This window comes from Clostridium sp. (genome assembly GCF_051656525.1).
Taxonomy (GTDB): domain Bacteria; phylum Bacillota; class Clostridia; order Clostridiales; family Clostridiaceae; genus Clostridium.
The window spans coordinates 15,505-39,503 of record NZ_JBOGCC010000391.1; the positions used below are offsets into that span (position 1 = coordinate 15,505).

The window sequence follows — 23,999 nt, forward strand, 5'->3', positions numbered from 1 at the left end:
TCAAAAATTAGGAAAGGTCATAGTATATAGTATAAACAAAGAAAAAAATAAAAAAATAAGGAGGTATTTGTTTATGGAAATTAATGATATCTTAAATGGATTTAATGGCTCAGATTGTGATGATAAAGGATGTAACACTAATCATCATCATAATAATTGCAATAATAATTGCAACAATAACACTTGGTTAATATTATTACTTTTATTAGCTGGTGGTAATGGATTTAATGGAGGATGTGGAACTTCTGTAAATCACGGATGTGGATGTGGATGCAATAGTTGTTGTTGCTGCTGCGAAAAACCAAAATTCAAAAAAGTAAAACAAACAGTTTACTATCCAGAGTATAATGTAATGCCAAGAGATCCTGGATATAATAATAATATAATTTGGTTGATTTTATTATTAGGATTATGTGGAAATAATGGATTTGGTTGTGGGAATGGAAATAGCTGTAAATGCTAATAATGAATAAAGGAGGAAATTAATATGTCAAAAAAATGTGGATGTAATAATACAGTAGTAATGCCTTGTAATCCATGTGGAAATGGAATGAACTATGGATATGGAGGATATGGAAACAATAATATTATCTGGTTAATTCTTTTATTAGGATTATGTGGAAACAATGGATTCGGTGGCGGATGTGGCTGTGATGATAATTGTGGAGATAATAATATCTGGTTATTATTAATATTATTAATGGGATGTGGTGGAAACGGAGGATTTGGTAACGGATTCTGCTAAGAAATGCATTTAATAATAATTTAAGCAAATTAATCAATTAAATATAATTGATAGTTGTTGGAGGGCTGTATAATAATATAGCCCTCCAAAAAAATATCAACTTATAGACATTAGATACATATAGTATAGAAAAAAGGAAATAGATTAAGGAGAATGATATGGGAAGTAGAAAAAAACATAGAAATAAAGAAACTAATTTTTATAATGAAGGGCAAATGATGAATAATAATCCATTTGGAATGGATTTTAATAATTTAAATTCTTTATTTGGAAATATTGATCAAAATCAACTTATGAGTATGATACAGATGTTAGGACAGAATGGGATTAATATGGATAATATGAATAGTATGTTAAACAATAATCAATATAATAATATGAATGTTCCAAATAATAACTTTAATAATAAGATGAATGATTTTGAGAATAAAGGAAATACAAACATTAGAGAAGAAAGAGGAAATGATAAGTTAGATGCAGATGTATTAATAAATAAATTAATGGGCAATTCTACTGGGGATTTTAAAGCAGAGCGAGAGAGTATATATAAGAAAATAAATGAAAAAGAAAATGTTAAACATAGCAATATAGAAGAAATAGAGGATGATGATCCAAACATAGAAATGCTTTTAGCAATGAGAAAAATAGTGAATAAGGAAAGAGTTAGATTTATTGATAAAATAATTCAATTATATCTTAGTGGAAATTTTGGTGAGTTTTAAAAAAAATGAATATAAAAAAGAGAAAAGGGGATACTATTAATGTAAAAGAGATATATCTTTTATACTATATTATGTATTTAATATAGTTTACCCCCCCATCCCCCTTTTAGGCCGCAATTGCGGCCTTTTTATTTTGAGTTAATTAAAGTAAAGTGATTCAAGCAAAATTAAATTTTACCTGAATCAAGTTTTATTTAGTTTGAATGGGAGAAGAATCTCATTTCTGAAATGCGTAAATCATTATAGTGTTTTTTATTTAGTTTAACTTCAACATCAAATGGTTGAATAGTTGAATCTTTAATATTTTTTTTAGAGAAAGATAATATATATGTTACTTCTACGATATTACCTCTATCATCTAAGGTTGAATCGAAAAAGAAAGCTCCGTTAAAACTATAATTAAATGTATTCTTATTAAGTTTCCAAAGATTAGATAAGTCTGCCGGAGAAATAGAATCAATAAAAATATCAGGGTGAGTATCTATTTCAACATCTAAATTAATGTAGTCAATAAGGGCAATTATACTATCTATTCCAGGAACTTTAATGTCTTTATGTGTAGAATTTAATAAGTTATTATTAACAATCATATTAGATGTTATATTTTCTTTTTTTTTGAAATAGTTTAAGGATATTAACTCAGGAGTTTTTACTAAATTAGAGTTAATTATGCCACAAATATTATTAGAGTGACTTAAAGTAAGTTCGAAATTTTTATTATAAGAAAAAATATAGTTGATAAAAGTATTGTTTTTAATACCTTGGATAAATATTTCAGGTTTGCTATCTCTAGATAAATTTACAAATCTAACTTTGAAAGGTGAACCCTCTGCACTAGAACATAACTTATTATCACTTATTAATGAACTTAATAGAAAGATAGATGAGTTTGAGGTAATCTTAACATCATAAAAATCATTACTTTGAATAATTTCTATGGTTTCTTTTACTCCATCACCTGTTAAGTCAATTAAGTTTTTCTTTAAATTAGTATTAAAGTTCATAAAGACAGGAACAGTTCTAGATACAAAAGAAGTAAAAAAGAAAAGAGTAAAAATTATAAATAATACTAATAATATTAAAGAAACTTTGAAATGTTTATAGTTTAAAGTTTTCATAAATAATCCTCCTTAATAAATAAAATATAGGGTGAAAGTGAAGGGAATAAATTATGAGATATAAAAAATTAAGTTTAATAAATATATTGATAATACTTATTATTTCTTTAAGTAGCTGTAATTATAACTTGAAAAAAGAAAAAGAGTTTAAAATTTATTATAATAAAAATACTGTGAAAGAAATTTCAATAGTAAAAAAATTAGTAGAAAAATATAAGAGGTTAGAAGATAGAGACATAGAGATAATTGGATTAGAAGAGGAGGGTGATATAAAAAAATATATTGGTGAAAACAAAGATCAAAATGTCATTTTATTAGATGGATATTCATTTTTAGAATTTATAAATGAAGATTATTTAAGAGATATTGGATATCTTTATAAAGAAAAAGAAACAAGAAAAAACTTTTCTGTAATGACAAATAGTTACGGGCGAGAGCGTGGTATATATAAAGGGATAAGTATAATGCCATTTTCACTAGAGTTAGTAATTAATAAAAAAATTAGTGATGAAAAAAATTTATCCTTTGAAAAAAATGATATATCTAAGGCTATACTAAAATTAAAAGAAAAAGGAATTAAGATTCATTCATATATAAAAAGTGAATACACAAAAGAGTTATTACTTATATCATTAATAGCTAATGATACAATAATTTATGATATAAAGAGAAATAATACAACAAGTTCATTAAAAAATAAAATATATTCAATAAAAAATGGGCAAGAAATTTTTAAAAAATTAAATTATTTCTTTAAAATAGGAAGTTTTAGAGAAGAAAATTTTATAGATATAGGAGAAGAAGCAATTGAGAAGTTTAACAATGGAGAAATAGGAGCAATATTAACGACTACATTATCAGCAGATAGATTTAATTCAGATATAGATACAATTTTAATTAATAAATTACATATAGCTAATAGAAGTATCAATGCACCAATTGGAATGGATATAATAATAGCTAGTTCTATTGGAAATAAAAATAGAGATGAAATTGATAGATTTTTTAGATTTTTACTTCAGTCAAATGGAATAGAAAGTTTAGAATGTGAGAAAATAGTTACAGGGAATAAAAAGGGAGATAGTGAGTTAATAGGTATACAATCTAAGATGGCAGATGGAATACATAGTGATAGTGAAATAAATAAATTTTTCTTTAATATAATTTCAAATGAAGGAGTAGAAAATATAACAGAGGAAGCAAAAAAGGTTATGAGGGGACAATATGATGGAGAAGAATGGAATAGGATAATAAAAAAAACAACGCCATAAGAAGCGTTGTTTTTACTTACAATCTTTACAGATTCCATAGAAGTAAAGTTGATTTGAAAGAACTTTATAATCTGAAACTTTAGTAGCATCATCATTGATATTTTTAAAAACATCATTAGATAAATCATCTACTCTTCCACATTTTATGCATTGGATATGGGGATGTGTTTCACATTTACCATCATATCTAAAATTTCCTTCACCAACATTAATTTCTTTTACTAATCCAACTTCAACCAAAGTTTTTAAAGCTTTATAAACAGTTGCAAGACTCATAGTTGGATATTCAGGTTGAATAGCTTTGTAGATTACTTCAGCAGAGGGATGTTCGCATGTACTCATTAAATATTTATATACTGCAAGTCTCTGTGGAGTAAGTTTTAATTTTTTTTCTTTAAATATTGCTGATATATTTTCCATAATTTCCGTTCTCCTTATTTAGTATGAATTTATTATATATCGGATATCAAAAAAAATCAACTATTATTCATTAATAAAGATTATTACTTAGAGGAAGATTTGGAAAATAAAAGTTGAAAATCACAAAAGAATATGTTAAAATAAAAACAAGGTTGTTAAAAAAATAACAATTCCATGTTTATTTATTTTTATTTTGTAGAACAGGAGACTGTTCTATTTTTTTTGAAATGTTAAAAAATAATGAAAAAACTAAAATATGGATAAGTTTAGTTGAAAATGGAATTTTAAGGTGCTAAAATTAAGACAATAATGTGATAAATTAGGAGGAACAAATTATGGCTAAATATAAAGTTGGAGATAAATTAATTATTGTGAATGATCCTACAAAGGAAAAGGCTAGATTAAAGAATCTTACAAAATTAGAAGTAGAAGATGATTTTGCTCAAATTTCTTGGGGAATAAAAATTGTTAAGGTTGAATATGATAAACCAAATGTAACATTAACTTATAGAAATATAAATGGAGAATTAAATAAAGTTTTTGCAGAATGCAAAGATATAGAGAACTTTGATCAAGAAAGAGTTTTAGAGAAAGCTTTATTGAAAGCGTTCCAAAATGAAATAATAGATTTATCAGTAGGAAAAAATATTGGTTTTTTTAAATAATTTATAAAAAATGATTACCGTATGTTAAAATTTAATATACGGTATTAATTTTAATTAGGTCATTTTAAAGGGGGATATAATGAATATTTTTTTTGCGAAACAAGCAATTTATGATTCTGATAAAAAAATAGTTGCCTATGAATTATTATATAGAAATTCACATAAAAATGAATTTGATAAGAAAATAGAAGAGAATGAAGCTACATATAAAATAATAAAGGCTATATCTATGCTAGGAGTAGAAGAACTTATAAAAGATAAAAAAGCATTTATTAATTTTACAGAAGAAGCAATATTAAAAAATTATTTTGAAGATTTACCTAAAGATAATATAGTTGTTGAAATATTAGAAAATGTAATTCCAACACAGGAGATATTAAAAAAAATTAGTGAATTGAAAAGTTTAGGGTATATAATTGCATTAGATGATGTAAGTGAGAATATGAATTATAAAAAGTTTTTAGACTATATAGATATTTATAAAATAGATTTTATTTTAACGAATAAAGAAGAACGAGCAGAGATTTTAAAATACATAAGAAAAATAAATGCAAAAGCAAAGTTTTTAGCAGAAAAAATAGAAAGTAATGAAGAATATAAAGAAGCATTAGAAGACGAGTATGAATATTATCAAGGATTTTATTTTAGTAAACCTATAATTGTAGATAGAAAAATAAAGAAAATAGCATTATAAATTTATAGAAAAAACTTTATTTTTTGATAAAAATGTTATATAATGGAATTAAAATAATTGTTTTCGTTTACAAGGTGGGGGAGAATTATGAGTAAATGTCCGTTTTGGTCATCTAATATGGTGGAAAGAGAATGTTTTTGCGAATGTATTATGAGTAAAGAGCGTAATAATGGAGAAGAATGTGTTTTTTTAGAATATTTAGATGATATTAGTTTAAAAAGATTTTTAGATATAAAAATAAGAGCAGAAGTGGCAGTAGATTTAGAATAATGGGGCTATCTATATATAGAAAATTAAGAAAGTGGAGTAAAAGATACTTCACTTTTTTTCTGTTAGTATGTAAAATTGAAAGATGGATATAATTCAAAGAATAGGAAGGTGATAATTTGAATTTAGATAGAAATCAAAATGCAGCAGTTTATGGGAAAGAAAAAAATATACTAGTTGTAGCAGCGCCAGGTTCAGGAAAAACAACAGTAATAATTAATAGAATAAATTTTTTAGTAAATGAATTAAAAGTTGAAAATAAAAATATAATAGTAATTACATTTACAAAAGCTGCTGCACTTAATATGAAAGAAAGATATAAAGATAAATTTAATAGAGTGAATTCACCATTTTTTGGAACATTTCATGGATTGTTTTATAAAATTCTTTCTAGAGAAGGAATTAAGATTGATATAATAAGTGATTTTAAAGAAAATAAAATAGTACAAGAAGTTTTAAAAAAGTATGTAGATGAAGTAAATGATGATAAAGTTAAGGAAGTTAGGAATAATATATCTTTATTTAAGACAAGTAGAATTAGATTATCAGACTTTAATCCAACAATAACTAGAAAAATATTTGAAGAAGCATATAAAGCTTATGAGGAGTTTAAAGATGAAAATAGATTATTAGATTTTGATGATTTAGCAATAAAGGCATTAGAATTACTAGAAAATAATGAAAGATTAAGAGAAGGATATAGACATTTATTTAAATATATTCTTGTTGATGAATTTCAAGACTGTGATAATTTGCAAGTGGAATTCTTAGGTTTGATGAATGAAGGAAAAGAGAATAATCTTTTTTGCGTTGGAGATGAGGATCAGTGTATTTATTCATTTAGAGGTTCTAAGCCAGAATATATGGTTATATTTGATAAAATATTCAATGGTGGTACAAAATATTTTTTAGAAACTAATTATAGAAGTTCTAAGAATATAGTAGAAGGATCTAAAAAGGTTATTGGTGAAAATAAAAGTAGAAACGAAAAAAAAATAGAAGGCTTTAAAGAAGAAAATGGACAAATAGAATGCTTAATGCCTTTAGATGAAAAAGAACAGAGTGAGATGGTTATAAAAAAAATAAAGGAAAATGTATGGAATAAAGATTATAGATTTGATGAGAATATAATCCTTTATAGAACTAATGCTGAAAGTATGAGTTTTATAGATGCATTAACTAGAAGTAGAATTCCATTTAATATATTAGATAAGGAATATAATTTTTATGATCATTTTATATGTAAAGATATAATTGCATATTTAAAATTAGCATTAAATCAAAGTAGTAAAGCAGATTTTTTAAGAATAATAAATAAGCCTTTTAGATATGTAAGTAAGGCAAATATTGAGTATATAAAGGGGTATACAGGAAATTTAAATCCTTTTGATGCATTAATTAATAAAGATGATATTCATACATTTCAAAAAGGAAAATTAGGTGATTTGAAAAAAGATATAAATTATTTATCTAAAATTTCCCTAGGAAGTGCAATTCAGTTTATTATAAGTGATTTAAACTATATAGATTATTTAAGTGAATATAGTGAGAAATTTAGTCAAAACATATCTGATTTAGAAGAGATTTTAGAAGAATTTAAAATTTTAGCAAGTGATTTTAATAATATCTTAGATTTTTTTAATCATATAGATGAAGTTAAAGAAGAAATTAAAAGTTCAAAAGAAAATGATAATGAAGATAGAGTTATGTTAAGTACAATACATAGAGTAAAAGGAATGGAATTTAAAAATGTATTTTTAGTAAATTGTATTGAAGAAATTATGCCACATGCATCAGCAAAAGAAGAGGGAGTAGAAGAAGAGAGAAGAATATTTTATGTAGGAATGACAAGAGCTATTGATAACTTATATCTTTTTGCACCACGAATGAAAGGTGGAAAAGCTAGAGAAGAGTCTAGGTTCTTAAAGGAAACAGGATTTAAACTGAAAGAGTTAGAAAATAAGGGATATGTTGTAGGGGCGAGAGTTATTCATAAAGGTAGAGGAGAAAAAGGGATTATAAGAAAACTTGATGGAGATAGAATAACAATACTTTTAATGGATAGTGGAGAAAAGACTTTTAAATTAAGTATTTTATTAGAAAAAAATCTTTTATGCTTAGAGTAATTAAATGGGAAAAGTAGGAATAAGTTTTTGTTTTGAACCATAAAGCTAAGTTGAAGGGTTTTAAGATATAATATATAATTTAAAATAGGACTTATATTCAAATGAATATAAGTCCTCGTTTTAATAGAAGGAGATAGAAAAATGATGATAGATTTTTTTAAAGAAGCAAATGAGTTTAAAAGTGAATTAGTAGAAATAAGAAGAGATTTTCATATGCATCCAGAACTTGGATTTGAAGTTTATAGAACTATAGGAAAAATAAAAGAGTTTTTAGATGGAGAAAAAATAGAATATAAAGAAGTAGGGAAAAGTGGACTTTGCGGAATTATAAAAGGTGAACTTCCTGATAATGGAAAAGTTATAGGTGTTAGAGCTGATATGGACGCACTTCCAATACAAGATAGAAAAGTATGTGAATATTCATCTAAAGAGAAAGGGAAAATGCATGCTTGTGGACATGATGCACATGCAACAATTCTTTTAGGGGTAGCAAGAGTTTTAAATAAGAATAAAGATAAATTTGGTGGAACAGTTAAACTTATATTTGAACCTGCTGAAGAGACAACAGGTGGGGCACCACATATGATAAAAGATGGAGTTTTAGAAAATCCAAGAGTTGATAAAGTGATAGGACTTCATGTTGAAGAAAAATTAGAAGTTGGAAAAATAATGATAAAAAATGGAATGGTAAATGCAGCATCAAACCCATATAAAATAACTGTAAAAGGACATGGTGGACATGGAGCTAGACCAAATACAACAGTAGATCCAATAGTTATAGGAGCAAATATAGTAGGAACACTTCAAACTATTGTAAGTAGAGAAGTTTCACCACTTAATCCATGTGTTATAACAGTAGGAAGTTTCCATGCAGGAACAGCACAAAATATTATTCCAGAAGAAGCACAGATTGAAGGAATAATAAGAACAACAACTCCAGAGGATAGAGAATATGTAACAAAAAGAGTTGTGGAAGTAGCTAAAGGAATAGCTATGATAGGAAGAGGAGATGCAGAAGTTTTAATTGAGGAAAGTTATCCTTGTTTAATAAATGAAGATTCATGTGTAGAATTAATAAGAGCATCTGCAAGTGAAGTTTTAGGAAAAGAAAATGTATTAGAACAACCAAACCCAAGCATGGGAGTAGAAAGTTTTGCATACTTTGCAATGGAAAGAGATTCAGCATTTTATTTTCTAGGAACAGGTAGTGAAAGGAGAGATAGTTTTAGACCAGCTCACAGTGCAATGTTTGATATAGATGAAGAAGCACTTCCAATAGGAGTTAGTGTTCAAAGTGCTGCAGCATTTAATTATTTGACAAGAGAGTAAATCTTTATTAATCTAATAAGATAAGCGAAGTTTACGAAAGAAGTAAAAATAGGAGTTGATTTAAAACGTGAGAATTGAAATTGGTGCTAATGAAGCAGGTCAAAGGTTAGACAAATTCTTAAGAAAATTATTAAAAGATGTACCATTAAGTGCAATATTTAAAGCACTTAGAAAAGGTGATATTAGAGTAAATGGTAAGAAACAAAAGGAAAAATATTCACTAGAAATTGGAGATGTAGTAGAAGTAAGATATATTCAAAGTAAAAAAGCAACTGAAGTAAATGATAATTTCATTAAAGTAGATGCAAAAAGAATGAAAATATCATATGAAGATGAAAATATGTTAGTTGTTGAAAAATGGCCAGGAGTATTAGTTCATCCGGATAGCAATAAGAAAATACCAACACTTACTGATTACGTACTTTCTTATTTAAATGAAAAGGGAGCATACTTACCAGAAAAAGAAATAACATTTACACCAGCACCATGTAATAGATTAGATAGAAATACATCGGGAATGGTTGTATTTGGGAAAAGTTTTGAAGGATTAAAAGAGCTAAATGAGATAATAAGAGAAGGAAAAGTTAAAAAATACTATAATACAATAGTAAAAGGAAAAATAAAAGATGGTCTTTATAAAGGATACATATTAAAAAATGAAGATGCTAATATATCAAAAATATTTGATAAAAAAGTACCAGACTCAAAAGAAATATCAATGGAAGTTAAGACTATCCAAACAAACGGAGCTTTTTCTTTCTTAGAAATAGATTTAATAACAGGAAGAAGTCACCAAATTAGAGCACATCTTGCACATTTAGGATGTCCTATAATTGGAGATGAAAAATATGGAGATAGAAAAATGAACTCTTTCTTTAGAAGTAAATTTGGATTAGAGTTCCAGTTCTTATATGCATATAAATTAAATTTTAAAAAGATTGATGGGAAAATGGAATATTTAACTGATAAAATAATAGTAGAAACATTACCACCTATCTTTAAAAAGATTAAAAAGGATGTATTTAAATTTAGACTTTAATTAGGAGTATAGAAATGAAGGAACAATCATCTGTTACCAAAGGATTTATGATACTATCTATTGCAGGGATAGTATCTAAAATATTATCAGCTTTTTATGTACCTTTACTAACAGCTGTTATTGGAGTTGCAGGACTTGGAATATATCAAAAAGGGTATGATGTATTTATGTTTGTTTATGCAGTTACAACTATGGGATGTCAACCAGCAGTTGCAAAGGTAGTTTCAGAGCTTAGAGCTATGGGATATGAGAAAGATAGTGAAAAGGTACTTAAAATATCAAGAAAGACCTTTGGACTATTTGGAGCAATTGGAGCGGTTTTAGTTTTTGTATTAGCATACCCATTTGCTAAAGTTACGAATAATGGTGCAGCAGTATTTGCAATTATGTTTTTAGCACCAAGTGTGCTTTTAACATCGGTTTTAGCAGCGTATAGAGGATACTTCCAAGGAAGAGAACTTATGCATGGAATTGCAATATCACAAGTTGTAGAGCAAATTTTAAATGTTGTAATTAGTCTTTTATTTGCATATCTTTTTATGCATTTTTCAAGTGATGGATTAAAGCTAGCTCTTGGAGCAGCAGGAGGAACTATAGGAACATCTATAGGTGCGTTAGTTGCAGTAGTCTATCTTATGCATTTATACGGTAAGAAGAGACAAAAGCATATGAATCACCTTGTAGAAGAAAAAAGAGTTCCAAGTCATACAATAAAAAGAAAAGTATTTCAATATGCTCTTCCAATAACATTGATCGCAGGAATCCAAAACTTTGGTGGAATGATAGATATGATTAATGTTAATAATAGGTTAGTTGATGGTGCTCATTATACTATAATGCAAGCAAATACTTTATATGGAGTTTTTGGACAATATAGAACTTTGCTTGGAATTCCATTAATAGTAATAACAGCATTAACAACTATTATATTACCAAGTGTAGCTAAAAATTATGCAGTAAAAAATAGAAAAGGAATAATAAAGCAGATAAACTTTGGGTTTAGATTGACTTTTATGATAACTATTCCAGCAGCTGTAGGAATGAGTATATTAAGCAAAGAAATATATATGATTTTATTTAGACATAACTCGGGTGGATCATATCTTATGGCAGCAGGTTCATTTATACTTATATTTATGGCACTTGCACAAGTACAATCATCAATACTTCAAGGAATGAGTAAATTTAGGCCACTAATAATTGCGTTTTCTATTGGAGTAGTTTGTAAAGTGCTTGGAAACTATATTTTTGTTGGAATAAGAGAAGTTAATATAATGGGAGTTCTAATAGGAAACTTTTTCTATTTTGCAGTACCAGCATTTATATGCTATAAAATTTTAAGACGTACTGTAAAATATAGAATTCCTATATTAAAACCATGTATAAAACCAATAATTGCATCCTTAGGAATGGGAGTAGCATTATTTGTTGCAAAAATCCCATTAGAAAAGATAGTAAGTGGAATGCATGGTGATATATTATCTTGGGTAGTAAACTTAATATATACAATAATATTAGTCTTAATAGGTGGTATTGTATATGGTGGAATAATGATTCTTATAGGTGGAATAAGAAAAGTAGATATAGAGTCAATGTCACCAAAATTATATAGATTAGTTCCAAATAAGATAAAAAGTAGAATAAGATAGATAAAAGGAAGTGTAATTTTACACTTCCTTTTAGTTTACTCAGAACCAAATTTGGAGAGAAGAATAAATACTACAAAAATCAATAAGATTAAAAACAATGTTTTTAAAGTTGTTAAAGGTAGTAAGAAATATCTTATAAAAAGATTGAATATTAAGTAAATTAAAATAGCAAATAAAGTAAATATAATTATATCAACTGGTGAAATAGATACTTTAAGAGTCTTATTTATCTCAAACATATTTAATCCTAAGCAAAGAATAGAACTTATAAATAAAGTAATACTAAATCCATAAATATTAATTTCAGGAATTGAAGTAAAGAAAAATAATGATATAAGTTCCATGGAAGCAACAATAAGTGAGTTTCTAACAATAGCAGTTTGTTTTCCAAGTCCATTTAATATTCCAAACATAGTTGTAGAACAAAAGAATAATGGAGCAGAAAGTGATGCCATTTTTATATAACTGCCTAAATCATTTCTACCATAAAAAATTTCCCCAAGATTATTTGGAACTAGATTACATATAATTGTGGTAGCTAGTCCAAGTATAAAAGTTAGCTTTAATACCTTTTTTATTCTTTGAATAGCATCATAATTTCTTCCTTGACTTAAAGTTTGGGAAAGGTCAGGTATAAGTAAAGAGTTCAACGTTCCTACAACAATTAAAGGAATACCTATAAGTGTCATTGCCATTCCTGTATAGCGTCCTATCATAGAAAGAGCTTCGCTATAATTAAATCCAGCGGCTAAAAGTCTTTGAGGAACTATCCAAGTGGAAATAGTAGAAAAAATTCCATTTAAAAAGCCATTGATGCATAAAGGAAAAGTAATTATAAGTACATTAAATAAAAGTTGAAGTCTTCCGTCAGTTTGTACATTTTTTCTATAAGGAATATTACGAGTACATTTTTTATAGTAGAAAAATAAAAATATTAGACTTTGTAACTCTCCAATAGCTAAAGATACATATGCTAAAGTAACCAATAGTGTTAAGTTATCTGTTTTAAAAGTATATAAAAGCAAAAATATTGTAATTAATCTCATTGCCTTTTCAAAAATATCTATTAAAGCAGGAATTTTTATTCTAGAAGTACCTAGGAAATATCCTTTTAAAATATTAGAAAGTGATATAAATATCATAGCAGGACAAGCAACGCGAATAGCGTTAATAGTTCTAACATCATGTATTCCAAATTTAGCTATTATAGGAGCAAAAAAGAAAACAAAAAGTCCAATAGAAACTGCCCAAATAATATTAAATATAGAAACGGTTTTTACAGTTTTACTTAAATTCTCATGCTCATTTGAATTATTATAAATAGCAGATACTTTAGATATAGCAGCAACTATTCCAGAAGTCATAAGACAAATGAATAGATGATAAACAGGCATTACAAGATTATAAAGTCCCATTCCTTCTGCTCCTAAAACTTTAGATAGGTATATAGAAAAAATAAATCCTAAAATACCAGTTGCTATATTTGAAGTTGTGAGCAAGAGAGAATTTCTAAAAAAATTATCTTTTTTCAAATAAATCACTCCTTTTAAACTACTGTAAATAATATTCAAAAAGAATAAGAATTATACTGTTAAATAAAAAGTTTAGTTAATTAATTAGAATTAAGTAAATTTAGGAATATTTATTATAGCTTTATAAATATAAATTAAAGAGAAAGTTTAAGGAGAGAAGAGATGAAGAAATTTTTAAAGTATTCTATAGCAAGCGTTCTTATAGTAGTACTCGCTTTAGGAATTTATATTTATACAAGTGGCTATGGTATTCAAGTTAAAGAAAAAGATGTGAAAAGTGATATATTTTTAAAAGGGTTTGAAAATGCTATTCAAATAGAAGGGGATGAGGAAGGAAATTATTTTGTATGTTATACAAATGAAATAGTGAAAATAAATAGTGATAATCAAACAGAGAAAATATATACAAATACTAATTTAGAAATAGAAGATGCTATTTATCATGAGGGAAATATTTTGATTATTTCAAAAGGAGATTTATTTAAAATAAATGTGAAAAGTGGTAATTTAGAAAATGTACTTAAAAAGATTCCTTATGGTGGAGATAGAATAAAAAGAAAGATAATAATAAAGGATGATAAAATATTGCTTTCAATAGGAGCATTTACTAATACAGGAATAGCAGAAAAGGGAGATTCGTTTACAAAGGAGTTATGGGATAAAACTCCTGTAGAAATAGAGTTGACAGGAGAAAATTATGGCGAGGGAAAGACAGGAGCATTTAAAAAATATGGAGAATCTAGTAAAGAAGGGGAAAAGCTTAAAGAAGAGATGTTAGGAAATGGAGCTATATATGAAGTAAAGCTAGATGGAAAAGAGCCAGTTATATATGCAAGTGGAATAAAGAATATATTAAGTTGGGATATAAATAGTAAAGGCGAGATAGTTGGAGCTATTGAAGGGTTAGAAGCTGATGGAGAAAGAGGTGCATTAAGAGATACAGATCATATATATATGATTAATGAAGGAACTTGGTATGGATGGCCAGACTATAGTGGAGGAGATAAAATTAGTTCTCCTAAATTCTCAAAAGAAGGAGAAGGTATAAAAGAGGTTATAAAAAATCCGTTAGAAGAAGTTGTTAAAGGACCTTATTATGAGCATAATAATTTAAAAAGTATAAAAGCACTTGCAGTAGATAGAAAAGGTGTATTATTAGAAGAAGATACAATAATATTTTTCGATGATGTAGAAAAAAAGATATATTCATTAGATGATAAAAAGATAGTTAAAGAGTTTTTAAAGCTAGATTCTAAGAGTAGTATAAGTGATATATTAATGTTAGATACAGAATGTCTTTTACTTGATGGAGAATCAGGATATATTTATAAATTACAAAAAGAAGGCAATAACTTTATTTTGAATATGCCTAAAAGTATAATGGTAATAGTAATAGGAATAGCATTAATAGTACTATTTATATTGGTAAAAAAAATCATGAAAAATAAAAAGTAATGAAATAAGAGCAGTTTAATTTAAAATTAAGCTGTTCTTATTCTTAATTATTACAAAAAATGGTAATATAATATAGGGAGGTGAAGAGTATGAAAAAAACAATTTTATTAAATTTAAGTAATTTGAAAATAAAAGGGGATGTATTAGATTTTTCAATTGATGAATTTTCATTATTAGATTTTAAAAAAGAAGAAATAAATACTAGAAATGAGATAGCATTAACAGTAGAAGATAATTATGATACAGGAATTTTGTTTTTTAATTTAAATAAAATGATTGGAAGAGGTAAAAAAGAAGAGGTAATTGAGAGAATAACGAATTATATAAAAAAAGATGGAGAAATATATATATGGGACTTAAATAAAAATTTTGGAGAAATAGTAGATGTAGAATTAAAAGTATTATGTCCAAATGATAAGTTCAAGAATGTAAGAATTAAAACTAATAATATATTTTCTTGCTTAAATATAGAAGAAATAGAAAAAATTCTTGAAAAAAACTGTATAATAGAGGAAACTAAAGTTTGGGAAGATATATTTTATATCAAAGCTAAAAAAATTAACTAAAGAGAGGAATTTTTAAATGAAAATATTATTTACAGCAATTAACTCAAAATTTGTACACAGTAACTTGGCAGTTAGATATTTAAAGGCCTTTACAGAGGATATGGATTATGAGGGAAAGATAAGAGAGTTCTCAATAAATGATAGAGAAGAAAAAATATTAGAGGAAATAATAAAAGAAAGACCAAATGTAGTAGCATTTTCAACATATATTTGGAATGTGGAAATGGTTTCTAGAATTTCGGATTTAATAAAAACAGTAGATTCTAATATTGAAGTATTATTTGGAGGACCTGAAGTGTCGTATGATAGTATTCTTTTCTTGAAGGAGCATGTAGGGGATTATGTAATAGTTGGAGAAGGGGAGAAAACCTTAAGAGAGTTTATAGAATATAAATTAGGTGAAACTAATATAAAAGAAATAAGAGGATTAGTATATAAAGAGGGGAATGAAGTTAAATTTAATGGGAATAGACCGTTAATGTCTCTTGAAGAAGTAGTATTTCCATATAAAGTAGATGAAAATTTAGATAATAAAATAGTATATTATGAGGCATCAAGAGGGTGTCCATTTAATTGTAAGTATTGTCTTTCATCAACAGTTCATGGAGTAAGATTTCAAAATATAGATAGAGTATTAGAAGAACTTCAATATTTTATAAAGAAAAAAGTAAGGTTAGTTAAATTTGTAGATAGAACATTTAACTGTAATCATAAATTTGCTATGGATATATGGAAATTTTTAATAGAGGCAGATACGGAAACGCAATTCCACTTTGAAATTTCAGCAGATATATTAAAGAAAGAAGAGATAGAACTTTTAAGAAATGCACCAGATAATAGATTCCAATTTGAAGTAGGGGTACAAACAACAAATGATGAAGTTCTTCATAACATAAATAGATTTGTTAATTTTAGTGATATAAAAGAGAAGGTTGTAGAGTTATTATCATTAAGAAATATAAAACAACATTTAGATTTAATAGCAGGACTTCCAGGGGAAGATTTTCAGTCTTTTAAGAAGTCTTTTAATGATGTGCATTCAATAAAACCAGAAGAAATACAATTAGGATTCTTAAAACTTTTAAAAGGATCATCAATGAGAGAGGAAAGTAAAAAATGGGGAATGAAATTTTCAAAATATCCACCATATGAAATTTTAAGTACAAATGATATAGATTATTTTAGTCTTTTAGAACTTAAGAAAGTAGAACATATGGTTGATAAATATTATAACAGTGGGAAGTTTAAATATATTTTAGAATATTTTTATCCAAAATACGATAATCCATTTGAATTCTTTTATGCGTTAGGTAGATTTTATGATAGTAAAGGATACTTCGATAGAAGTATTGGGAACAATGAGTATTATAAATTATTTTTAGAATTTGAAAAAGAAGTTTTAAATGATGAATCAAAATTAAATGAAATAATAAGATATGAATACCTTCTTCATAATAAAAAGCGTGGAATGCCAGAATTTTTAAGAAGCAACATAAGTAAAGAAGAGGAAAGAGATTTAAAAGAAAAATTAAGAGATGAATATTCATTTAGAGAATATACAATAGAGAAGTTTACAATTGATGTAGAAAAATATCTAAAATGTGGTGAAGTAATTAATAAAGATATATATATGTTAATAGATAATAACAATAATTTTATATTTTTATAATTTGGTTGTAATATTATATTAAAAATTGGCTAAAAAATCCTATTTTAATAAAAAAATTTAAAAATTAATAATTTTCTTGAAATTATTCGTAAAAAGTGTATAATATAATTAAAAAGTAATTAATACTATATAAAGCATTAATTTATATATATATTTTACTTACTTGTAAAAGGTGGTGATATTTTGGCATTAGAGGCAATTAGAGAAGTTAAAAAGGTTGAAAACACAGCAGAAGAAATAGTAAGAGAAGCAAATATTAAAGCTAAAGAAATAATTGGAAACGCTGAAAAAGAAGCTTTAGAAAAATATAATAGAATATTAGAAGAAGCTAAAAATGAAAGCGAAAGAATTATAAATGAAGCGATTTCAAAAGGGAATAAAGAGGCAGAGCCTATTTTAGCTAAGGGGGAAGCCCAAGCTAAGGAAATTTTAAATGTATCTAATAACAAAAAAGAGGATGCAGTAAAATTAGTGATTGAGAGGATAGTGAAGACAAATGGCAATAGTTAAGATGAATAAATTCACCTTACTAACCTTTGAGTCTAAAAAAGATGCTCTATTAGAAAAATTACAAGATTTTTCGGAAGTAGAATTTATTGATTTACAAAATGAAAACTACTTAGAGGAAAATGAAGAGTTAAAACAGCTTTCTAAGGATACTGTTGACGAAGAGTTTAGTAATTGTGAAGAAAAATTATCCAAAGTAAAGTTTGCTCTTGACTTCTTAGGAGGATATGTACCTCAAAAATCAGGTTTTAAGAAAATGAAGGAAGGAAAAAAGTCCTTAAGCCAAGATGAATTAAAAAATAAAGTCTTAAATAGTAATTGGAATGAACTTTATGAAAAGGCTAGGGAAAAAGAAGCTCTTTTATTAGAATTAGATAATGAAGTAACAAAATTAGAAACTGAAAATAGCTTGTTAAAGCCATGGGAAAACTTCGATGCTCCTTTTGGAGAGTTAAAGAAGATAAAAACAAAAAGCTTTATAGGAAGTGTTTCTAAGAATTATGAAGAAGCTTTAGTAAGTGAATTATCAAATTCTTATCTTGAAATAGTAAGTAAAAACAATCAAGATGTTTTCTTTTTAGCATTAGTTAATAAAGAAGATGAAGAAAAGGTTGAAGAAGTTTTAAGAGGGTTTGGATTTAGTGGATTTAAAAATGATAGGGATGAAGTACCTATGAATATTATCCATACAAACTTAGATAGAATAGAAAAAATAAAGTCAGAAAAGTTTTTTATAAAGGAAGAACTTTCAGCACTTGAAGAGGGAGTTCAAACATTAGAACTTGCCTATGAATATTACCACAATATTCACACAAGAAAATTAGCTAAGAATAACTTTTTAAAAACAAATAATACAGTAGTTATTCAAGGTTGGACGCCAATAGAAAAAAATGAGAATCTTTCTAAAATAGCAAAAGAAATTTTAGGAGAAGATCATTATTTAACATATGAAGATGTAAAAGAAGAAGAAATACCAAATGTACCAATAAAACTTAAAAATAATTCTTTAAATAAATCATTTGAGAACATTACAGAAATGTATAGTTTACCAAGATATAATGATATTGATCCAACACCACTTTTAGCACCATTCTTCTTATTATTCTTTGGAATGATGGTTGCAGATATTGGATATGGATTATTAGTACTTATAGGTTCAATAATAGCTCTTAAAGTATTTAAGCTAGATGAAAAACAAAAGCAATTTGCAAAATTCTTTTTCTGGTTAAGCTTTCCAACAATAGCATTTGGAGCAGTATATGGAGCATTCTTTGGTGATTTAATACCACTTCCAGCACTTATAAATACAAAAACTGATGTTACAACAATATTAGTTATGTCAATAGTGTTTGGGGTAATTCAAATATTCTTTGGATTAGGAATAAAAGCATATGTTTTAGTTCGAGCAGGAAAGCCATTAGACGCATTCTTTGATGTTGGTTCATGGGTAATTACTCTTGTATCAATTGCAGTTTTCGGATTTGGAAAAATGACAGGACATGAAACAGTAGGAACAATAGGGATGTGGTGCATGATAGCAGGAATGATATTAATCGTTCTTACACAAGGAAGACACATGAAATCAAAAGGTGGAAAACTAGGAGAAGGTTTATACCAACTATATGGAATAACAGGGTATATAGGAGACTTAGTTTCTTACACAAGACTTATGGCATTAGGGTTAGCAGGGGGATCAATTGCAGGTGCATTAAACCTTATAATAGGAATGTTCCCAGGTGTTGCGCTAATTATATTTGGGCCAATAGTATTTATTTTAGGACATGTATTCAACTTAGGATTATCTTTACTAGGAGCTTATGTTCATACATGCAGACTTGAATATGTAGAGTATTTCTCAAAGTTTTATGATGGAGGGGGAAGAGCTTTTAAACCATTTAAAACTTTAGACAAGTTTATAAACATTAAAAAAGAAATTTAGTTTTTTATTAATTAGGAGGAATTTAAAAATGGAAAATACATTTACAACATGGATTAGTTTTTTTGCAACAAATGGGGGAATTATATTTGCTGCATTAGGAGTTGCATTAGCAGTAGGATTATCAGGAATAGGTTCAGCTAAAGGGGTTGGACTAGTAGGGGAAGCCGCTTCAGGGCTTATGACAGAAGAACCAGAAAAGTTTGGTAAGGCATTAGTTCTTCAATTATTACCAGGTACTCAAGGATTATATGGATTTGTTATTGGATTATTAGTTTACTTAAAAATCGGAGCTGGAATGAGCTTTGAAACTGGATTATTCTTATTCTTTGCTTGTTTACCAATTGCAATAGCTGGTTTATTCTCAGGAATAGCTCAAGGTAAAGTTGCAGCTGCTGGTATTCAAATATTAGCTAAAAAGCCAGAGCAAACTACAAAAGGAATCATATTTGCAGCAATGGTTGAGACTTATGCATTATTAGGATTCGTTGTATCAATCTTATTAGTATTCAGCGTTAAATAGTTAGGGATGTGAAGATATGTCAAATGTTAATAATCTAACTTCTAAAATCCTTAAGGATGCAGAAGACAGAAAAGAGAGTATATTAGCTGACGCAGAAGATAAAAAAGTTAAAATAGTAACTAAGAAAACTGAAGAAGCAAATAAACTTAAGACTTCAATGATAGAAAAAACAAATTTAGAAGCTGTAACTAGAAAAGAAAGAATTTTGTCTAGTGCAGAGCTAAAGGTTAGAAATGAAAAGTTGCTTTCAAAAGGTAAGGTTATTGACGAAGTATTTAATATGAGTATCGATATCTTATGTAAAATGGAAAGTAGTGAATTTAGGAATTTTGTTAAATCTTCTATAAAGAATTTAAATATAGAAGGAGACGAAAAATTAATTTTAAATGAAAATGGAGCAAAAGCAATTGATAGTGCTTTTGTAAGTGAAATAAATAAAGAATTCAATTTAAAACTTACATTAAGTGATGTAAGAGGATCATTTAAAGGTGGATTTATATTAGAGAAAAATGGAATAGAAATAAACTATACATTTGAATCTTTGGTTCAATCTTTAAGAGATGAAATGGAATTTGAAGTAGCAAATATATTATTTAATTAAGGAGGAAGAATATGGATTCAATGAAATTTACTCAAGTAATACCAAGGCTTAGAGTATTAGAAACAAGACTCCTTGATAAATCGAAAATTGATAGAATGATAGATGGTGTTTCAGGAAATGAAGCATTGAAGGTTCTTCAAGAAACAGAATATGCAGGCGTGATGACTGGCATTAAAAGAGCAGAAGATTATGAAGAGATTTTAAGTGAAGAACTTAAGAGAGTGTATGCACTAATGTATAGTGCATCACCTTCAAAATCTTTAATAGATATAATGAGCTTAAAGTATGATTACCATAACATAAAAGTTCTTTTAAAAGGAATGATTTTAAGAAAAGACTTTAGTAATATGTTAATTCCAGTTGGAAAAATGGAACTTTCAAAGCTTAAGTATATGGTTGAAAATAATAGCTTAAGAGACTTACCTATAAGAATGAAGGAAGCTATAATAGCTGCAAATGAAGACTTTGAAATAAACAAAGATCCTCAAAGAATAGATATTATAGTAGATAGATACATGTTTATGGAACTTCATGATATAGCGAAAGAATTAAATGATAAATTTATAGATAAGTATTTAAAAGTACTTGTAGATTCTACAAATTTAAAAACTTTATTAAGAGTTAAAAAGCAAGGTAAAGGAAAAGAATTCTTAGAAGAAGTTATTATAAAAGGCGGTTCAATAGATAAAGATTTATTAAAAGGACTTCTTACAGATACAGTTGAAAATATAGCAACAAAATTATCTCATACAAATTATGCAGAGATGATAAGAGAGGGAATTGAAGAGTTTACAAAAACAAATTCAGCAAGTCTTTTAGAAAAGTTAGTTGATAACTATATAATGAAATTAATGAAAGAAGCTAAATTTATTCCTTTTGGACCAGAACCAGTAATTGCTTATATCTATGCAAAAGAAACAGAAATTAAAGTTGTTAGAATAATCATGGTTGGGAAATTAAATAATATTGCATCAGAAGTAATAAGAGAAAGGCTGCGTGATATTTATGTCTAAGAAAATCGGTGTTGTTGGAGACAAAGATTCAGTTTTAGCATTTAAAGCACTAGGGATAGATGTATTCCCAGTAGTAGAAGATGATGAAGCAAGAAAAACAATAGATAAACTTGCAATGAGTGATTACGCAGTAATATTTGTAACAGAACAAGTTGCTCAAAATATTGAGGAAACAATCGAAAGATATAATAGAGCAACGCTTCCAGCTGTAATATTAATTCCAAGTAATCAAGGATCATTAAATATAGGAATGCAAAGAATTAGCGACAATGTTGAAAAAGCAGTTGGAGTTAATATCTTATAGGAAGGTAGGTCGGTAAGATGAAAATCGGAAAGATAATTAAAGTTTCAGGACCATTAGTAGTTGCTGAAGGTATGGATGAAGCTAATATATATGACGTGTGTAAAGTTGGTGAAAAAGGTCTTATCGGTGAAATCATCGAAATGAGAGGAGATAAGGCTTCAATACAGGTTTATGAAGAAACATCAGGAATAGGACCTGGGGACCCTGTTGAAACTACAGGAGAGCCACTAAGTGTTGAACTTGGACCAGGACTTATAGAATCAATGTTTGATGGAATTCAAAGACCACTAGATGCATTTATGGAGGCTGCTAAGTCACCATTTTTAACAAAAGGTGTATCAGTTAAATCATTAAATAGAAGTAGAGTATGGAACTTTATACCTACAGTAAAAGTAGGGGATAGTGTTGAACCAGGAGATGTGGTTGGAACAGTTCAAGAAACTCCAGTTGTACTTCATAGAATAATGGTACCAGTTGGAATAAAGGGTACTATAAAAGATATAAAGCAAGGTGAATTCAATGTTGAGCAAACTGTATGTGTTATAACTACAGAAAAAGGCGACAAAGAAGTTACAATGATGCAAAAATGGCCTGTAAGAAAAGGTAGACCATATAAAACAAAAATGAACCCAGTAGAGCCAATGGTTACAGGACAAAGAGTTATAGATACTTTCTTCCCAGTTGCTAAAGGTGGAGCTGCAGCAGTACCAGGACCATTCGGAGCTGGTAAAACAGTAGTTCAACATCAGATTGCTAAATGGGGAGACACTGAGATAGTTGTTTATGTTGGATGTGGAGAGCGTGGAAATGAGATGACAGACGTTCTAAACGAGTTCCCAGAGTTAAAAGATCCTAAAACAGGTCAAAGCTTAATGAAGAGAACAGTTCTTATAGCAAATACATCAAACATGCCAGTTGCTGCCAGAGAAGCATCAATTTATACTGGAATAACTATTGCAGAGTATTTTAGAGACATGGGGTACTCAGTGTCAATCATGGCTGATTCAACATCAAGATGGGCAGAGGCGTTAAGAGAGATGTCAGGAAGACTTGAAGAAATGCCAGGGGATGAAGGATATCCAGCATACCTAGGTTCAAGACTTGCAGATTACTATGAAAGAGCTGGTAAGGTTGTATGTCTTGGTAAAGATGGAAGAGAAGGAGCAGTTACAGCTATTGGAGCAGTATCACCTCCAGGAGGAGATATATCTGAGCCAGTTACACAGTCAACTTTAAGAATAGTTAAAGTTTTCTGGGGACTAGATGCTAACTTAGCTTATCAAAGACACTTCCCTTCAATAAACTGGTTAAATTCATATTCATTATATGCAGACAGTGTTGATGCATGGATGAATAGTGAAGTTGGATCAGACTGGTCAGAGCTTAGAACTAAGGCTATGTCACTATTACAAGAAGAATCAAACTTACAAGAAATTGTAAGACTTGTCGGTATAGATGCACTTTCAGAAGGAGATAGATTGAAACTTGAAGTAGCAAAATCATTAAGAGAAGACTATCTTCAACAAAATGCCTTCCATGAAATAGATACTTATGCATCATTAAATAAACAACACAAAATGTTAAAGTTAATACTTCAGTTCCAAACTGAAGCAGAAAGAGCTTTAAAAGCAGGTGTTTACTTAGATAAAGTTTTAAAAATGGATGAAATCAGAGATAAAATTGCAAGAGCTAAATATATTTCTGAAGATAATATAGATCAAATTGATGAAATAGGAACTTTATTAACTGCTGAAATGGATAAATTAATCAGCGAAGGAGGGGTTCTAGATGCTTAAAGAATATAGAACAGTAACAGAAGTTGTAGGACCATTAATGGCTGTAGATGGC

24 protein-coding genes are annotated in these 23,999 nt (G+C 27.6%); 21 read left to right on the forward strand and 3 right to left on the reverse strand.

Features of this window, described 5'->3' with window-relative positions; genetic code table 11:
• Positions 1-73: 73 nt before the first annotated feature.
• The 3 genes from ACRDDY_RS19005 (at position 74) to ACRDDY_RS19015 (ending at position 1,467) form a co-directional block, all read left to right on the forward strand.
• Positions 74-463: a hypothetical protein gene (locus ACRDDY_RS19005; RefSeq protein WP_438566479.1), complete on the forward strand. Its 390-nt coding sequence runs from the start codon at positions 74-76 to the stop codon at positions 461-463.
• A 24-nt stretch (positions 464-487) separates the two neighbouring features.
• On the forward strand, positions 488-745 hold the full coding sequence (locus tag ACRDDY_RS19010; RefSeq protein WP_438566480.1) for a chorion class high-cysteine HCB protein 13: 258 nt from the start codon (positions 488-490) through the stop codon (positions 743-745).
• Between the two features lie 158 nt (positions 746-903).
• On the forward strand, positions 904-1,467 hold the full coding sequence (locus ACRDDY_RS19015; protein WP_438566481.1) for a hypothetical protein: 564 nt from the start codon (positions 904-906) through the stop codon (positions 1,465-1,467).
• A 194-nt stretch (positions 1,468-1,661) separates the two neighbouring features.
• On the opposite strand, the gene ACRDDY_RS19020 is transcribed toward ACRDDY_RS19015, so the two are convergent.
• Positions 1,662-2,585, reverse strand: a complete 924-nt coding sequence (locus tag ACRDDY_RS19020) for a hypothetical protein (protein WP_438566482.1) — start codon at positions 2,583-2,585, stop codon at positions 1,662-1,664.
• Positions 2,586-2,638: 53 nt separating this feature from the next.
• Between ACRDDY_RS19020 and ACRDDY_RS19025 the strand changes: the two genes are divergently transcribed.
• Positions 2,639-3,856 (forward strand): hypothetical protein, encoded by a 1,218-nt coding sequence (locus tag ACRDDY_RS19025; RefSeq protein WP_438566483.1) that lies wholly within the window; start codon positions 2,639-2,641, stop codon positions 3,854-3,856.
• Positions 3,857-3,868: 12 nt separating this feature from the next.
• Here the strand turns inward: ACRDDY_RS19025 and ACRDDY_RS19030 are convergent, their stop codons facing one another.
• Positions 3,869-4,276, reverse strand: coding sequence for a Fur family transcriptional regulator (locus ACRDDY_RS19030; RefSeq protein WP_438566484.1), 408 nt, complete (start codon positions 4,274-4,276; stop codon positions 3,869-3,871).
• 335 nt (positions 4,277-4,611) lie between these two features.
• On the opposite strand from ACRDDY_RS19030, the gene ACRDDY_RS19035 reads away from it, so the two are divergent.
• The 7 genes from ACRDDY_RS19035 to ACRDDY_RS19065 all read left to right on the forward strand — a co-directional run bounded on the left by ACRDDY_RS19035 (position 4,612) and on the right by ACRDDY_RS19065 (position 12,045).
• Positions 4,612-4,941 (forward strand): hypothetical protein, encoded by a 330-nt coding sequence (locus ACRDDY_RS19035; protein WP_438566485.1) that lies wholly within the window; start codon positions 4,612-4,614, stop codon positions 4,939-4,941.
• A gap of 79 nt (positions 4,942-5,020) precedes the next feature.
• Positions 5,021-5,635: an EAL and HDOD domain-containing protein gene (locus ACRDDY_RS19040; RefSeq protein ID WP_438566486.1), complete on the forward strand. Its 615-nt coding sequence runs from the start codon at positions 5,021-5,023 to the stop codon at positions 5,633-5,635.
• Between the two features lie 87 nt (positions 5,636-5,722).
• Positions 5,723-5,905 carry a hypothetical protein gene (locus ACRDDY_RS19045; protein ID WP_438566487.1) on the forward strand — a complete coding sequence of 61 codons (183 nt, stop codon included), beginning with the start codon at positions 5,723-5,725 and terminating at the stop codon, positions 5,903-5,905.
• 116 nt (positions 5,906-6,021) lie between these two features.
• The gene (locus ACRDDY_RS19050) at positions 6,022-8,028 is read left to right on the forward strand and encodes an ATP-dependent helicase (protein WP_438566488.1); all 2,007 of its coding nucleotides are present in this window, start codon (positions 6,022-6,024) and stop codon (positions 8,026-8,028) included.
• A gap of 144 nt (positions 8,029-8,172) precedes the next feature.
• Positions 8,173-9,357 carry a M20 metallopeptidase family protein gene (locus ACRDDY_RS19055; RefSeq protein ID WP_438566503.1) on the forward strand — a complete coding sequence of 395 codons (1,185 nt, stop codon included), beginning with the start codon at positions 8,173-8,175 and terminating at the stop codon, positions 9,355-9,357.
• 67 nt (positions 9,358-9,424) lie between these two features.
• A complete protein-coding gene (locus ACRDDY_RS19060) occupies positions 9,425-10,396 on the forward strand; it encodes an RluA family pseudouridine synthase (RefSeq protein WP_438566489.1) in 972 nt (323 codons plus the stop codon).
• 14 nt (positions 10,397-10,410) lie between these two features.
• Entirely contained in the window at positions 10,411-12,045 is a 1,635-nt protein-coding gene (locus tag ACRDDY_RS19065) for a putative polysaccharide biosynthesis protein (RefSeq protein WP_438566490.1), read from the forward strand.
• Between the two features lie 35 nt (positions 12,046-12,080).
• Here the strand turns inward: ACRDDY_RS19065 and spoVB are convergent, their stop codons facing one another.
• The gene (spoVB, locus tag ACRDDY_RS19070) at positions 12,081-13,577 is read right to left on the reverse strand and encodes a stage V sporulation protein B (RefSeq protein ID WP_438566491.1); all 1,497 of its coding nucleotides are present in this window, start codon (positions 13,575-13,577) and stop codon (positions 12,081-12,083) included.
• A 162-nt stretch (positions 13,578-13,739) separates the two neighbouring features.
• Between spoVB and ACRDDY_RS19075 the strand changes: the two genes are divergently transcribed.
• From ACRDDY_RS19075 to ACRDDY_RS19120, 10 genes are all read left to right on the forward strand, one after another.
• On the forward strand, positions 13,740-15,032 hold the full coding sequence (locus tag ACRDDY_RS19075; protein ID WP_438566492.1) for a hypothetical protein: 1,293 nt from the start codon (positions 13,740-13,742) through the stop codon (positions 15,030-15,032).
• A gap of 89 nt (positions 15,033-15,121) precedes the next feature.
• The gene (locus ACRDDY_RS19080; RefSeq protein WP_438566493.1) at positions 15,122-15,598 is read left to right on the forward strand and encodes a hypothetical protein; all 477 of its coding nucleotides are present in this window, start codon (positions 15,122-15,124) and stop codon (positions 15,596-15,598) included.
• A gap of 16 nt (positions 15,599-15,614) precedes the next feature.
• Positions 15,615-17,267: a B12-binding domain-containing radical SAM protein gene (locus tag ACRDDY_RS19085; RefSeq protein WP_438566494.1), complete on the forward strand. Its 1,653-nt coding sequence runs from the start codon at positions 15,615-15,617 to the stop codon at positions 17,265-17,267.
• A gap of 183 nt (positions 17,268-17,450) precedes the next feature.
• Complete coding sequence (locus ACRDDY_RS19090; RefSeq protein ID WP_438566495.1) at positions 17,451-17,777, forward strand: ATPase; 327 nt, start codon at positions 17,451-17,453, stop codon at positions 17,775-17,777.
• The gene (locus ACRDDY_RS19095) at positions 17,764-19,713 is read left to right on the forward strand and encodes a V-type ATP synthase subunit I (protein WP_438566496.1); all 1,950 of its coding nucleotides are present in this window, start codon (positions 17,764-17,766) and stop codon (positions 19,711-19,713) included. The genes ACRDDY_RS19090 and ACRDDY_RS19095 overlap by 14 nt, the downstream gene beginning before the upstream one ends.
• Before the next feature lie 28 nt (positions 19,714-19,741).
• Entirely contained in the window at positions 19,742-20,233 is a 492-nt protein-coding gene (locus ACRDDY_RS19100; protein ID WP_438566497.1) for a V-type ATP synthase subunit K, read from the forward strand.
• 16 nt (positions 20,234-20,249) lie between these two features.
• Positions 20,250-20,834, forward strand: coding sequence for a V-type ATP synthase subunit E (locus tag ACRDDY_RS19105; RefSeq protein WP_438566498.1), 585 nt, complete (start codon positions 20,250-20,252; stop codon positions 20,832-20,834).
• A gap of 11 nt (positions 20,835-20,845) precedes the next feature.
• On the forward strand, positions 20,846-21,847 hold the full coding sequence (locus ACRDDY_RS19110; protein ID WP_438566499.1) for a V-type ATP synthase subunit C: 1,002 nt from the start codon (positions 20,846-20,848) through the stop codon (positions 21,845-21,847).
• Entirely contained in the window at positions 21,840-22,151 is a 312-nt protein-coding gene (locus ACRDDY_RS19115; RefSeq protein ID WP_438566500.1) for a V-type ATP synthase subunit F, read from the forward strand. Before ACRDDY_RS19110 ends, ACRDDY_RS19115 begins: the two co-directional genes overlap by 8 nt.
• Before the next feature lie 17 nt (positions 22,152-22,168).
• The gene (locus ACRDDY_RS19120; RefSeq protein ID WP_438566501.1) at positions 22,169-23,947 is read left to right on the forward strand and encodes a V-type ATP synthase subunit A; all 1,779 of its coding nucleotides are present in this window, start codon (positions 22,169-22,171) and stop codon (positions 23,945-23,947) included.
• Positions 23,948-23,999: the final 52 nt, after the last annotated feature.

Excerpts from the sequence above, each read along its gene's own strand:
- ACRDDY_RS19065 (WP_438566490.1), top strand. The coding sequence starts at position 10,411 with ATGAAGGAACAATCATCTGTTACCAAAGGATTTATGATACTATCTATT.
- ACRDDY_RS19010 (WP_438566480.1), top strand. The coding sequence starts at position 488 with ATGTCAAAAAAATGTGGATGTAATAATACAGTAGTAATGCCTTGTAAT.
- ACRDDY_RS19020 (WP_438566482.1), bottom strand. The coding sequence starts at position 2,585 with ATGAAAACTTTAAACTATAAACATTTCAAAGTTTCTTTAATATTATTA.
- ACRDDY_RS19040 (WP_438566486.1), top strand. The coding sequence starts at position 5,021 with ATGAATATTTTTTTTGCGAAACAAGCAATTTATGATTCTGATAAAAAA.
- ACRDDY_RS19045 (WP_438566487.1), top strand. The coding sequence starts at position 5,723 with ATGAGTAAATGTCCGTTTTGGTCATCTAATATGGTGGAAAGAGAATGT.
- ACRDDY_RS19055 (WP_438566503.1), top strand. The coding sequence starts at position 8,173 with ATGATAGATTTTTTTAAAGAAGCAAATGAGTTTAAAAGTGAATTAGTA.
- ACRDDY_RS19110 (WP_438566499.1), top strand. The coding sequence starts at position 20,846 with ATGGATTCAATGAAATTTACTCAAGTAATACCAAGGCTTAGAGTATTA.
- ACRDDY_RS19015 (WP_438566481.1), top strand. The coding sequence starts at position 904 with ATGGGAAGTAGAAAAAAACATAGAAATAAAGAAACTAATTTTTATAAT.
- ACRDDY_RS19105 (WP_438566498.1), top strand. The coding sequence starts at position 20,250 with ATGTCAAATGTTAATAATCTAACTTCTAAAATCCTTAAGGATGCAGAA.
- ACRDDY_RS19075 (WP_438566492.1), top strand. The coding sequence starts at position 13,740 with ATGAAGAAATTTTTAAAGTATTCTATAGCAAGCGTTCTTATAGTAGTA.
- ACRDDY_RS19085 (WP_438566494.1), top strand. The coding sequence starts at position 15,615 with ATGAAAATATTATTTACAGCAATTAACTCAAAATTTGTACACAGTAAC.
- ACRDDY_RS19095 (WP_438566496.1), top strand. The coding sequence starts at position 17,764 with ATGGCAATAGTTAAGATGAATAAATTCACCTTACTAACCTTTGAGTCT.
- ACRDDY_RS19100 (WP_438566497.1), top strand. The coding sequence starts at position 19,742 with ATGGAAAATACATTTACAACATGGATTAGTTTTTTTGCAACAAATGGG.
- ACRDDY_RS19035 (WP_438566485.1), top strand. The coding sequence starts at position 4,612 with ATGGCTAAATATAAAGTTGGAGATAAATTAATTATTGTGAATGATCCT.
- ACRDDY_RS19005 (WP_438566479.1), top strand. The coding sequence starts at position 74 with ATGGAAATTAATGATATCTTAAATGGATTTAATGGCTCAGATTGTGAT.
- ACRDDY_RS19080 (WP_438566493.1), top strand. The coding sequence starts at position 15,122 with ATGAAAAAAACAATTTTATTAAATTTAAGTAATTTGAAAATAAAAGGG.
- ACRDDY_RS19025 (WP_438566483.1), top strand. The coding sequence starts at position 2,639 with ATGAGATATAAAAAATTAAGTTTAATAAATATATTGATAATACTTATT.
- ACRDDY_RS19120 (WP_438566501.1), top strand. The coding sequence starts at position 22,169 with ATGAAAATCGGAAAGATAATTAAAGTTTCAGGACCATTAGTAGTTGCT.
- ACRDDY_RS19115 (WP_438566500.1), top strand. The coding sequence starts at position 21,840 with ATGTCTAAGAAAATCGGTGTTGTTGGAGACAAAGATTCAGTTTTAGCA.
- ACRDDY_RS19030 (WP_438566484.1), bottom strand. The coding sequence starts at position 4,276 with ATGGAAAATATATCAGCAATATTTAAAGAAAAAAAATTAAAACTTACT.